Below are 11,826 nucleotides of genomic sequence, written 5' to 3'. Positions count from 1 at the left end.
GTCGCACGGCCTACGGGACTTGCCCCGGCACCGCCCCGGGTCACTACAATGCCCGCCCACGTTTCAACCGGCAGCCGCATGGACATCATCGTCAACGAAGAACTCAAGGCCTACATCGACCCGCTCACGCAGGACGAACATGACGCGCTGGAGCGCAGTCTGCTGGCCGAGGGCTGCCGCGACGCGCTGGTGTTGTGGGGCAACATCCTGATCGACGGCCACAACCGCTACGGCATCTGCACCCGGCACGGCATTCCGTTCAACACCGTGCAGAACACCCGCTTCCAGTCGATGGACGACGTGCACCTGTGGATGATCGAGCAGCACCTGGGGCGCCGCAGCGTGTCCGATTTCCAGCGCGGCGTGCTGGCCCTGCGCAAGCGCGCCATCGTCGAGGCGCGCCGCCGCGCCGAGCAGGAGCAGTTGCGCCGGGAGAGCGAAGGTGAAGCCGCGCTGGCCGACGACCACGCCAGCGATGCCGACTCCCCGCCGTGGGACCCGGCACCGAAGCTGTCCAAGGCCGACCTGGCGCGTGAAGCCAAGCTCAGCGCCAGCCAGGTGACCCTGATCGAGAAGATCAGCGCACATGCCGCCCAGGAAGTGATCGAGGCGGTCAAGGCCGGGGAGATCTCGCTCAGCGCCGCCGCGGTGGTCGCCAGCCTGCCGGAAGCCGAACAGCGCGCCGCCGCCCAGGGGGGCAAGAGCGAGTTGAAGGAAGCGGCCAAGCGGGTACGTGAATCGCGCCGCAAGCCCAAGCCCGAAGCCCGCCCGGAGCACGACCAGGACGCCCACGACGAAGTGCAGTCCGCACCGTCCACCGCGGCGGCCAGCCCCGAAGTGGAGGCGTTGCGCCAGCGCGTGGCCTCGCTCACTGCGGAGAACCAGGCCCTGCGCATGGAACTGGACGCGCTGCGGGCGCGGCTGGCCGCCAGTCGCGCGGAGGAACCGGAAGCGGCCGCCTCCGACTATTGATCGCCACGCGGCCGGCCCCTTACGCTGCGGGCACGCATGGCAGGGAGCACGCGATGGCATCGGCTTCACCCGAACTCGAATCATTCGTCCGCGAGGCCCTGATGCGCGGCCACAGCCGCGCCCAGGTCAACCAGGCACTGCTGGCCGCCGGCTGGAGCCAAGCGCAGGTACGCGGGGTGCTCGATGGCTGGGCCGAGGTGGATTTCGCCTTGCCGGTACCGCGCCCGCGCGCCTCGCTGTCCGCCCGCGAGGCGTTCGTCTACCTGCTGCTGTTCAGCACGTTGTATTTCTATTGCTGGAACCTGGGCAGCCTGCTGTTCAAGCTGATCGAACACGCCCTGCCCGACCCGGCCGATGCACGCTGGCAGATGCTGCAGCTGGGGCCGTCGATCCGCTGGTCGATCTCGGCGCTGGTGATCGCCTTCCCGGTGTTCGCCTTCCTCAGCCACCGGGTCAGCCGCGACGTGGCCCGGCATCCGATCAAGCGGCTGTCGCCGGTACGGCGCTGGCTGACCTACCTGACCCTGTTCGTCGCCGCCGGGGTGCTGATCGGCGACCTGACCACGCTGGTCTACAACCTGCTCGGCGGTGAACTGAGCCTGCGCTTCGTGCTCAAGGTGCTGGCCGTGGCGCTGCTGGCCGGCACCGTGTTCGGCTGGTACCTGGCCGACCTGCGCCGCGAGGAGGTGAGCCCATGAGCCAGACCACTTGGGGCAGCCGCCTGCTGTGGGCCACCGGTGTGTTCACCGCACTGGCGATCGCGGCCGGCGTCTGGGTGATCGACTCGCCGGCGCAACAGCGCCTGCTCCGCCTCGACGAAAGCCGCCTGCAGGACCTGCGCTCGCTGGAGCAGGCGGCACGCAGCTACCGCACCGCACATGAGGCGCTGCCACCGGACATGGCCCGCCTGCGCGCCACACCCGGGCTGGACCTGCCGCTGCACGATCCCGCCGGTGGGCCGGACTACCGCTACCGCCTGCTCGACGACAGCAACTTCGAACTCTGCGCCCTGTTTGCCACCGACAGTGCCCGGCAACGGCGCTTCGGCGGCCTGGAAGCCGATTGGGCTCACCCGGCCGGCGAGCATTGTTTCCGGCGCTCGATCAAGAACGATGAAGACTGAGGCGTGAACGCCGTCGACGATCCGCGCCGCGCGCAGCTGCGCCGGCTCAAGCTGTATGCGGTGGCGATGCTGCTGGCAATGCTGGCCGGCTTCATCGTCAGCCATCTCAACGGCGAGCGCGGCATCTGGGCCTGGGTCAGCGCGTTCTGCGAGGCGGCCACGGTGGGCGCCCTGGCCGACTGGTTCGCGGTGGTGGCGCTGTTCCGGCGCCCGCTCAACCTGCCGATCCCGCACACGGCCATCATCCCGCGCAACAAGGAACGCATCGCCGACAGCCTGGCGGTGTTCGTGCGCGACCACTTCCTGGAGCCGGAAACGCTGCTGGCCAAGCTCAAGGTGTTCGACCCCGCCACCCGGCTGGGCGAATGGCTGGCGCAGCCACAGCAGGCGCGCATGCTCGCCGGCATGGCCCGCGGCTGGGCGGTGCAGGCACTGGACCTGCTCGACGAAGCCGCCGTGCGCCGCGCCATCCAGTCCTTCGTGGTCGAACAGCTGCGGCAATGGAATGCGGCGGCCACCGCTGGCGAACTGCTCGGCCTGCTGACCGCCGACAACCGCCACCAGCGCGTGCTCGACGAAGGCCTGAAGCGCGTGGCCACCTGGCTGGACAAGGACAGCGTGCGCCAGCATGCCTCGGCACTGATCGTGCGCTACATCCGCAAGGAATGGCCGACGCTGGCCAGCACCGTGGATTGGGTCAAGCCGATCGACGAGATCGGCGATTCACTGGCCGACCGCCTCGCCCGCGCCGGGCTGGAGGAACTGCAGGACGTCCTCTCGCAACCGGAGCACCCGCTGCGGCAGGACTATGCCCGCTGGCTGGGCGACTACATGCAACGCCTGCGCGAAGACCCGGCGCTGGCCGAGAAGGTCAACACGCTCAAGCAGCAGGTGATCGACCACCCGGCCGTGCAGGATTACGTGCAGGGGCTGTGGAAGCGCGTGCACGACTACCTGCGCGATGACCTTTCGCGCGAGGATTCGGTGCTGGCCGGCTACCTGGAGCGCAGCCTGTCCAAGCTGGGCACCGCCCTCGGCGAGGACCCCGCCCTGCGCGATGCCCTCAACCAGCACATGCTGGCCGGTGCCGAGAAGCTGACCAACCGCCTGCGCAACGGCGTGACCACGCACATCGCGCAGACGGTGAAGGCCTGGGACGAGAAGAAACTGGTCGAGCAGCTGGAACTGAGCGTCGGCCGCGACCTGCAGTACATCCGTTTCAACGGCACCCTCGTCGGCGGCCTGATCGGCCTGCTGCTGCATGCGATCACCGGCTGGCTGAAGTTCTGAGCATCGCGGCTTCGTGACCCTGCTCGCTCCTGCGGGGAGGCGGTCGTTTGTGACAATGACGCTTGCCATTGCCAATAAGAATCGTTATCGTTTCGTTCATAGGCAGTACGCTTAGCCTCCCGCGGCATGGACGCCCCGCGCGTTCCCCGCCAAGCCCCGTGTACCCCCATTACAACTCCTGCCACGCGATGCCAACGGCCTCGCGTTGTGCACGCGGCTGACTTCAGGGAGCACTACCCCGCAACGTTGCTCACGCATGGCGTGAGGCGTCGCCATGGGCGAATTCCAGGTCGGCCACCCTTTCGCCCACCAGGAAACCACGATGCAACGCCCTGCCCCCACGTCCCTGCACTTCTCGCTGCTGGCCAGCGCCCTGGCCGCCGCCCTGGCCACCCACGCCGCGCCCGTCCTGGCCGATGACGCCGCCCGCGACCCGGCCACGCTGGATACGGTCAAGGTCGTGGCCGAAGGCGAACTGGCCAACTCCTACACCGTCAAGCACACCGGCACCGCGACCAAGCTGGACCTGTCGCTGCGCCAGACGCCGCAGTCGGTCACCGTCATCACCCGCCAACGGCTGGATGACATGGGCCTGTTCTCGCTGCAGGACGTGATGGGCCAGGTCACCGGCGTGCACGTCTCGGTGACCGACAGCGAACGCATCAACTACGTCTCGCGCGGCTACAACATCACCAACTTCCAGGTCGATGGCATGCTCAACACGTTCGGCGGGTCGATCAAGACCAACACCGACAACGTGATCTACGAGCGCATCGAAGTGGTGCGCGGCGCCACCGGCCTGACCACCGGCGCCGGCGATCCGTCCGGCACCATCAGCTTCGTGCGCAAGCGCCCCACTGACACCCTGCAGATGGGCGCCAACCTCACCGTCGGCCGCTGGAGCAACCAGCGCATGGAGTTCGACCTCGGTGGACCGGTGGCCTGGGATGGCCGCATCCGCGCGCGCGTGGTCGGCGCCAAGCAGCAGAGCGACTCCTTCCGCGACGTCTACAAGCTGGACAAGGACGTGTTCTACGGCATCGTGCAGGCCGACCTGAGCGACAGCACCCTGCTGGAGCTGGGGTACGAGTACCAGTCGCCCAAGACCACCGGCGTGACCTGGGGCGTGGTGCCGTACTGGGGCGTGGATGGCAAGCCGGCCAACCTGCCGCGCTCGACCAACCTGTCGGCCAGCTGGAGCCAGTGGCCAATCGTGGAGAAGACCAGCTTCGCGCGCCTTGAGCAGCAGTTGGGCAGCAACTGGACGATCAAGGGCAGCTTCACCCATGCCGACCGCGATACCGATGGCAGCGTCTGGTACGGCGCGGCCGGCAACCCGCGGCCCGACGGCACCGGGGTGACCGCCTACATCTCGCACTTCGCCGAAAAGAGCACGATGGACGTGGCCGACGTCAACGTCACCGGCGCCTTCGAGCTGTTCGGCCACGCCCAGGAAGTGGTGTTCGGCTACGGCCAGTCGCTGCGCAAGAGCAAGGCGCCGTCGATCAGCATCCCCGACTACCCGGACAGCTACGCGCAGGTGCCGGACTGGCGCAACTGGACCGGCGACGTGCCGCAGCTGCCCATCGTCCGCAATGGCTACCTCGGCTCGCAGGACGAACTGCGCCAGCGCGGCGCCTACCTGGCCGCGCGCCTGCAGTTGGCCGACCCGCTGCTGGCCGTGGCCGGTGCGCGCTACAGCACCTGGGAAACCCGCAGCTGGCGCTACAGCTACGACAACGCCGGCAACCGCACCGGCACCACCCGTGGCGGCTACAAACCCGACAACACGCTGACCCCGTACTTTGGCCTGATCTACGACATCAACCGGACCTTCAGCGCCTACGCCAGCTACACCGACATCTTCCAGCCGCAGAACTACCGCGACAAGAACAACAGCTACCTGGAGCCGGTGGTCGGCGACATGTGGGAAGCCGGCCTCAAGGCCGAGTTCTTCGACGGGCTGCTCAACACCTCCGTGGCCGTGTTCAAGGGCGAGAAGGACAACGTGGCCGAGCTCGATGACAGCGTGCCGGCCAAGTTCCTGCCCGATGGCAGCGATGCCTACCGCTCCACCGGCAAGGGCAACAAGGTCCAGGGCTGGGAAGTGGAAGCACAGGGCAGCCTCGGCGAGCACTGGAACCTGTCCACCGGCTACGCGCATACCGTGATCGAGAACCAGAAAGGCGTGCGCCAGAACACCACCACGCCGGTCAACACCTTCCGCCTCAACGCCAGCTGGCGTCCGGGCGGCATCGACGGCCGCTTCTGGCTGGGCGGTGGCGCTACCTGGCAGAGCGAGATCTGGCGCAACGGTGCCAGGCCGGCACCGGACTACCTGGTTACCGGGCGTACCGAGAGCGTGCGCATGACCCAGGACGCGTTCTACCTGCTCAACCTGTCCGGTGGCTACCGCTTCAACGCCAATTTCAGCGCCCAGCTCAACGTCAACAACCTGCTGGACAAGAAGTACTACAGCAACGTCGGCTTCTACAACGGCGTGTACTGGGGCGAGCCGCGCAACGTGCAGTTGACCCTGCGCTGGAAGCTGTAACGCCTTTGGGGACGCGCCGCACGCGGCGCCGGCCAGGGATGGCCACTTCATGCAGCGCCGGTCGCCACCGGCACTGCCCGCTCCAGCCTTCACCGCAGGTTTCCGTGGACAGCACGCCCATCGCCAGCTCCTGGCTCGCCCGAATCGAGCACTTCCTCGCACGCCCCTGGCTGGGCGTGCTCTCGCGCAGCATCGCCGCCATCGTCGGCGGGTACGCGCTCGCCGCCACTTCCGCGATGTTCTTCGCCCTTGCCCTGCCGCTGCCACGCAGCCAGGCCGTGCTGACCGGCATGCTGGTCGCCATCGTGCTGTGCGCTTGTGCCGCGCTGTGGGCGTTCGCCACGCGCAGCGCGCTGCGCGCCTGGCTCGGCATCGTGCTGCCCGCCGCGCTGTTCTGGATGGCCGCCGAATGGCTGGGGGTGATGGCATGAAGAACGGATTCCGCCAATCGATGGCATGGCTGCACACCTGGACCGGCCTGCTGGTCGGCTGGTTGTTGCTGCTGATCTTCATGGCCGGCACCGCCAGCTACTACCGCGAGGAAATCAGCCGCTGGATGCGCCCGGAGCTGCCACGCAACACGGTCAGCAGCGACGTCGCCGCTGCCAATGCAGTGCGCTTCCTGCAGCGCAAGGCCCCGCAGGCCGAGAGCTGGACCGTCACCCTGCCTGATGCACGCAACCCGGCCATGCGCATGTTCTGGCGCAACCCCGAATCGATGGCCACGCCGCCGGCTGAAGGCGAGAAACGCCGCCGTCGCGGTGGCGGTCGCTTCGGCGACGCCACCGTCGACCCGAACAGCGGCCAGGAGGTGCGTGCACGCGAAACCCGCGGCGGTGACTTCTTCTACCGCCTGCACTTCGACCTGCACTACATCCCGGTGATCTGGGCACGCTACATCGTCGGCTTCTGCGCGATGTTCATGCTGGTGGCGATCATCACCGGGGTCATCACCCACAAGAAGATCTTCACCGACTTCTTCACCTTCCGCCCGCAGAAGGGGCTGCGTTCCTGGCTGGACTTCCACAACGTCAGTGCGGTGATGGCGCTGCCGTACCACGCCATGATCACCTACACCGGCATCGTCACCCTGATGTTCCTGTACCTGCCATGGGGCGTGAAGGCGGCCTACCCGGCCGACCCGGATGCGTTCTTCTCCGAAGCCTTCGCACGCATGGCCGACGTCGAGGGCCCGGCCGAAGGGCGCGCGCCGCCGCTACCGATCCAGCAGTTGCTGGACAGTGCCCGCAAGGAATGGAACGGCGCCGAAGTGGCGGGTTTCACTGTCCATCGCCCGGGCGCGGACAATTCGGTGGTCGACGTGCTGCAGCGGGACGGCCATCGCCTGTCGATCGACACGCCCTCGCTGCGCTACGACGCCCTCACCGGCGTGCGCCTGGAGGGCAGCCCGGCACCGGGCGGTGCCACCCAGACCCGCGGCGTGATGTACGGCCTGCACCTGGCCCGCTTCGCCGACTGGGGGCTGCGCGCCCTGTTCTTCGTCTCCGGCCTGATCGGCTGCCTGATGGTGGCCAGCGGCGTGGTGCTGTGGGCGGTCAAGGAGCGCCCCAAGCACGCCAAGTCGGGCAGGACCGGTTTCGGCCTGCGTCTGGTCGATGCCCTGAACATCGGCGCGGTGGCGGGTTTGCCGATCGCCTTCGCCGCCTACTTCTGGGGCAACCGACTGTTGCCGGTGGAACTGGCCGAACGCAGCGCGGCCGAAGCCAACGTGTTCTTCTACGCGTGGGGGGCCGCCCTGCTCGCGGCATTCATCTGGCCCAAGCGGATGATGTGGGCCTGGCAACTGTACGTGGGCGCGGCGATGTTCGCGCTGATTCCGCTGGTCAATGCACTGACCACGCACGCCCATCTGGGCGTGACCCTGCTGCAGGGCGACTGGCCGCTGGCCGGCGTGGATCTTTTCATGCTGGTGTTCGGCGTCGTACTGGCCTACTGCGGCTGGCGCATGCAGCACTGGCAGCCCACCTTGAGTGCGGCGGAGAAGAAGCGTCGCCAGCAGGCGGCCGCCATGGGAGCGGGCGCATGATGCTGCTCGCCCTGGGGCTGTCGTTCGCGGCGTTCACCGCGCTGTCGCTGGCCATGGAAAAGCACCAGCGCGAACTGCAGCGCGGCTCCGAACGCACGCCGCTGTGGCGTTGGCTGGGCTGGGGCCTGCTCGCGTTGGCCTTCGCGGTCTGCGTCGCCGACCACGGCTGGGCCGCCGGCCCGGTGTTGTGGCTGGGGGCGCTGACCGCCGCCGGGCTGCTGCTGGCGTTCGGCCTGTACCCCTACCGGCCCCGCTGGATCGTGCCATTGGCCTGGGCCCTGCCGGTCATCGGCCTGGCCGCGACCGTCGTGCCCTGAGCCCGTACGAGCGACCCTGGTCGCCAAGCCGATGATGCATCCGGATACGCCTTCATCGTCCAACGACCGGGCGAGCCAGGCGGTATCGGCTTCGCGGCCAAGGCCGCTCCTGCCCACTTCGGTCAGGGCACCAGCGAGAACAGGTGCGCCGGGACGGGCCGGTCATGGACGATGAGCCGGTTGCGCGCGATACCCTCGTGCAATGCGCCGGACTTCACCGCCACCCTTTCGCTGGCGGTGTTGCCCACCGCCACCACGATCTCGATGCGCTGCAGGCCTTCGTGGTCGAACCCATGCGCCGCCAGCGCGCGCACGCAGCGTGGCGCGATGCCGTGCCCCTGGCGCGACGTGCGCACCCAGTACCCCAGGTTGCAGAACCGGTGCCCACGCCGGATCTCGTTCAAGCCCGCGCCGCCAAGGAAGGCCCCGGTCTGCGCGCAGAAGACCCCGAACTCCAGTGCATCCCCCCGCTCGCGTCGTGCACGGCAGTCGGCGAACCACGCCAGCGCCTGCACGGTGTCGTAGTCCGGTGTTGCCCATGGCATCCACCGGCCCACGCTCTGGGCCGATTCGCGTACCGCTTCGGCGAACGGCTCCGCGTCGCTGTCCTCGAAGGGCCGCAGCAGCAAGCCTTCAAACACGATGGACGATGCTGCCATGCTGCCTCCCGCGCTCATCGTCTCATCCCAACCGCTGCAGTTCCCAGGCGCGGTGGATGCGGGCGTTGCGCTCGAAATCCGGGCCGATGGTCCTGGCACTGATCTCGCGGCAGCGCGCGAACTCGGCGATGGCGTTCTCTTCCAGCTTGAAGCGGCGGAAGTTGTTGGAGAAATACAGCACGCCGCCCGGCGCCAGGCGCGCCACCGCCGCGCGCAGCAGGCGCAGCTGCTCGCGCTGCACGTCGAAGTCCTCCGCGCGCGCGGAGTTGGAGAAGGTCGGCGGGTCGCAGAAGATCACGTCGAACTGACCCTGCTCGGCCTCCAGCCACTTGATCGCATCGGCCTGCACCAGCTGGTGGCGGCTGCCACCCATGCCGTTCAGGGCCAGGTTGTCGGCGCACCACTGCAGGTAGGTGCCGGACAGGTCGACGCTGGTGGTGGAGACCGCGCCAGCCACCGCCGCTTCCACGCTGGCCACGCCGGTGTAGCAGAACAGGTTGAGGAAGCGCTTGCCGCGCGCCTGCTCGGCCATGTGCCGGCGCAACGGGCGGTGGTCCAGGAACAGGCCGGTGTCCAGGTAGTCGAACAGGTTCACGCGCAGCAGCGCATTGTTCTCGCGCACCAGGATGAACTCGCCACGCTGCTCGAAACGGCCGTACTTGCTGCCGCCCTTGCCGCGCTCGCGCGACTTCAGCGCCACCTGCTCGGCCGGCACCTGGAGCACCTCGCGCGCGGCGGCCAGCAACTCGTTGCGGCGGCGGCGCACGTCGGCATCGGGAATCGTGGCCGGCGCAGCGTACTCCTGCACATGCAGGAAGGTGCGGCCCTTGCCGCCATCCTCGCGGTAGACGTCGATGGCGGCGGCGTACTCGGGCAGGTCGGCGTCATAGGCGCGGAAGCAGGTAACGTCCTCGCGCGCCAGCCAGCTCTTGAACTTCTTGAGGTTCTTGCGCAGGCGGTTGGCCACCATCTGCGCACCTTCGCTCAGCTCGCGCGGCTGGCCATCGTTCTCGCGCGCCGGCACCGCGATCGGGTCGCAGACGATCAGCGCGCACTCGATGGCACCGTTGAACAGCTGGTAGGTCTTGCGCGCACGCAGGCCCGTGGCGAAGGCCAAATCGGCGCTACCGCACAGCAGGCTGGCCTTCCATTGCGGCACCGCGCGCTTGAGCGCATCACCGATGCGACGGTACAGCACCGCGTCGGCGGCCAGGCGTTCGTCGTACGGCGGATTGCAGACCACGCAGCCGATTTCCTGCGGCGGCACCTGCATGTCGGCGACATCACGCACGCCGAACCAGATCGCTTCGCTGACACCGGCCACCTCGGCGTTCTCCTTGGCCGCACGGATCGCCTGCGGGTCGATGTCGCTGCCGTGGATGACCTGCTTCAGCGCGGCACGCCCGGCCTGCTCGCGCTCGCGCGCCTCGCCCATCAGCGCCTTCCACTGCGCCTGGTCGAAACCCCGCCAGCGGCTCGGCGGAATGCTGCCGTGGCGCTGCAGGCCCGGCGCGACATCGGCGGCCATCAGCGCGCCCTCGATCAGCAGCGTGCCGCTGCCGCACATCGGGTCGAGCAGGCCACCACCTTCGGCATGGATCTTCGGCCAGCCGGCGCGCATCAGCACCGCGGCGGCCAGGTTTTCCTTCAGCGGCGCGTCGTTCTGCGACTGACGCCAGCCGCGGCGGTGCATCGGGCCACCGCTCAGGTCGATCGAGATGGTGGCGCGGCCCTTGCGCAGCGACAGGTTGATGCGCACGTCCGGCAGATCGACGTTCACCGACGGGCGTTCCAGGCCTTCACCGCGCAGGCGGTCGACCACCGCGTCCTTGACCCGCTGCGCGGCGAAGCGCGCGTGGGTGATGGCGGTGCCGGACACATGCGCGTCCACGGCCAGGGTCAGGTCGGCGTCCAGGTGGTCTTCCCACGGCATCGACACCACGCCCTGGTACAGCGCGGCTTCGTCGGGGCAGTCGAACTCTTCCAGCGGCCACAGCACGCGGCTGGCCAACCGCGACCACAGCACCACGTGCTGCGCATCGCGCAGCTCGCCTTCGGCATTGACGCCGGCAATGGTGGCGGTGGCCTTGGGCAGGCCCATCGCCAGCAGTTCGTCGGCGAGCAGGTACTCAAGGCCCTTGGCGCAGGAAACAAAGAATTTCACGGGATCGGATCAACTGTCGGAAAGGAGGGGATGCGGGCGGGCACGACGGCCGGCCCCGGACGGCATCCAGGGGCGCCATTGTAGGCAGTTGCCGGCCAACGCGCCGGAACGCCGGCTTGACAGGGCTCAGAGCGAGCGCAGCAGGGTCTCGAAGGCCTGCGCGGAGGCCTCGACGTTGCGCATCAGCCGGTGGCTGTCATTGACCATCAACAGGCGCGCCGAGCGCTGCCCGGCCCAGCGGATCACCTCCTCGGCCGGGATGATCTCGTCATGCCAGGCGTGCACCACGCTGATCGGCACCGCGGCCGCGTCCAGCGCCGGCATCGGCCCCATCGTGGTCGGCGGCACCATCAGGAACAGACCCTTGACCGGCACCTGCAGCGAGGTGATCGCCGAGATGTAGGCGCCCAGGCTGGAGCCGCCCAGCACCAGCGGGCCACACGCGGCCATTTCGCCGGCACGCTGGACCAAGCGCTGCAGCCGCGCCGGCACGTCACCGACCGGGCTGATCTCGCGGCGGGCATCCAGGTCGGTGTAGTCGGGGCGCTCGTGGGTCCAGCCCAGCCGCTCGGCGACTTCGGCCAGCGCGGTGACCTTGGTGGCGTCCGGGCCACTCTCGAAACCGTGGGAAAGGATGCAGTGGCCGCGGCTCATGGCTGGCAGGCGGGAAGATCGGGATTCATCGACGAATGCTAGCATC

General features: G+C 68.5%; 11 protein-coding genes. 8 read left to right on the top strand and 3 right to left on the bottom strand.

Annotation, left to right across the window (positions count from 1 at the left end; genetic code table 11):
- Positions 1-78: 78 nt before the first annotated feature.
- The 8 genes from IB227_RS14660 (at position 79) to IB227_RS14625 (ending at position 8,303) form a co-directional block, all read left to right on the top strand.
- Positions 79-972 (top strand): plasmid replication/partition related protein, encoded by an 894-nt coding sequence (locus IB227_RS14660; RefSeq protein ID WP_192288021.1) that lies wholly within the window; start codon positions 79-81, stop codon positions 970-972.
- Positions 973-1,025: 53 nt separating this feature from the next.
- A complete protein-coding gene (locus tag IB227_RS14655) occupies positions 1,026-1,670 on the top strand; it encodes a DUF5671 domain-containing protein (RefSeq protein WP_192288020.1) in 645 nt (214 codons plus the stop codon).
- A complete protein-coding gene (locus IB227_RS14650) occupies positions 1,667-2,095 on the top strand; it encodes a hypothetical protein (protein ID WP_192288019.1) in 429 nt (142 codons plus the stop codon). Before IB227_RS14655 ends, IB227_RS14650 begins: the two co-directional genes overlap by 4 nt.
- A gap of 3 nt (positions 2,096-2,098) precedes the next feature.
- The gene (locus IB227_RS14645) at positions 2,099-3,385 is read left to right on the top strand and encodes a DUF445 family protein (protein ID WP_318639553.1); all 1,287 of its coding nucleotides are present in this window, start codon (positions 2,099-2,101) and stop codon (positions 3,383-3,385) included.
- 322 nt (positions 3,386-3,707) lie between these two features.
- Positions 3,708-5,939, top strand: a complete 2,232-nt coding sequence (locus tag IB227_RS14640) for a TonB-dependent siderophore receptor (protein ID WP_192288018.1) — start codon at positions 3,708-3,710, stop codon at positions 5,937-5,939.
- A gap of 104 nt (positions 5,940-6,043) precedes the next feature.
- Complete coding sequence (locus tag IB227_RS14635; protein WP_243693940.1) at positions 6,044-6,370, top strand: DUF3649 domain-containing protein; 327 nt, start codon at positions 6,044-6,046, stop codon at positions 6,368-6,370.
- On the top strand, positions 6,367-7,986 hold the full coding sequence (locus IB227_RS14630) for a PepSY-associated TM helix domain-containing protein (RefSeq protein ID WP_192288017.1): 1,620 nt from the start codon (positions 6,367-6,369) through the stop codon (positions 7,984-7,986). Before IB227_RS14635 ends, IB227_RS14630 begins: the two co-directional genes overlap by 4 nt.
- Positions 7,983-8,303 carry a DUF3325 domain-containing protein gene (locus IB227_RS14625; protein WP_192288016.1) on the top strand — a complete coding sequence of 107 codons (321 nt, stop codon included), beginning with the start codon at positions 7,983-7,985 and terminating at the stop codon, positions 8,301-8,303. Before IB227_RS14630 ends, IB227_RS14625 begins: the two co-directional genes overlap by 4 nt.
- A gap of 122 nt (positions 8,304-8,425) precedes the next feature.
- Here IB227_RS14625 and IB227_RS14620 read toward each other — a convergent pair whose 3' ends face one another.
- The 3 genes from IB227_RS14620 to IB227_RS14610 form a co-directional block, all read right to left on the bottom strand.
- A complete protein-coding gene (locus IB227_RS14620; protein WP_192288015.1) occupies positions 8,426-8,962 on the bottom strand; it encodes a GNAT family N-acetyltransferase in 537 nt (178 codons plus the stop codon).
- A 22-nt stretch (positions 8,963-8,984) separates the two neighbouring features.
- Complete coding sequence (rlmKL, locus tag IB227_RS14615) at positions 8,985-11,126, bottom strand: bifunctional 23S rRNA (guanine(2069)-N(7))-methyltransferase RlmK/23S rRNA (guanine(2445)-N(2))-methyltransferase RlmL (protein WP_192288014.1); 2,142 nt, start codon at positions 11,124-11,126, stop codon at positions 8,985-8,987.
- 126 nt (positions 11,127-11,252) lie between these two features.
- Positions 11,253-11,780, bottom strand: coding sequence for a hypothetical protein (locus tag IB227_RS14610; protein ID WP_192288013.1), 528 nt, complete (start codon positions 11,778-11,780; stop codon positions 11,253-11,255).
- Positions 11,781-11,826: the final 46 nt, after the last annotated feature.

The organism is Stenotrophomonas sp. STM01, from assembly GCF_014852135.1.
Taxonomy (GTDB): Bacteria; Pseudomonadota; Gammaproteobacteria; order Xanthomonadales; family Xanthomonadaceae; genus Stenotrophomonas; species Stenotrophomonas capsici.
The sequence above is the reverse complement of the archived record's forward strand: the minus strand, read 5'-3'. Positions and strand labels throughout refer to the sequence as shown.

Bases quoted from the DNA above. Each gene is read 5' to 3' on its own strand.
- IB227_RS14660 (WP_192288021.1), top strand. From the start codon at position 79: ATGGACATCATCGTCAACGAAGAACTCAAGGCCTACATCGACCCGCTC.
- IB227_RS14655 (WP_192288020.1), top strand. From the start codon at position 1,026: ATGGCATCGGCTTCACCCGAACTCGAATCATTCGTCCGCGAGGCCCTG.
- IB227_RS14650 (WP_192288019.1), top strand. From the start codon at position 1,667: ATGAGCCAGACCACTTGGGGCAGCCGCCTGCTGTGGGCCACCGGTGTG.
- IB227_RS14640 (WP_192288018.1), top strand. From the start codon at position 3,708: ATGCAACGCCCTGCCCCCACGTCCCTGCACTTCTCGCTGCTGGCCAGC.
- IB227_RS14630 (WP_192288017.1), top strand. From the start codon at position 6,367: ATGAAGAACGGATTCCGCCAATCGATGGCATGGCTGCACACCTGGACC.
- IB227_RS14625 (WP_192288016.1), top strand. From the start codon at position 7,983: ATGATGCTGCTCGCCCTGGGGCTGTCGTTCGCGGCGTTCACCGCGCTG.
- IB227_RS14620 (WP_192288015.1), bottom strand. From the start codon at position 8,962: ATGGCAGCATCGTCCATCGTGTTTGAAGGCTTGCTGCTGCGGCCCTTC.
- IB227_RS14610 (WP_192288013.1), bottom strand. From the start codon at position 11,780: ATGAGCCGCGGCCACTGCATCCTTTCCCACGGTTTCGAGAGTGGCCCG.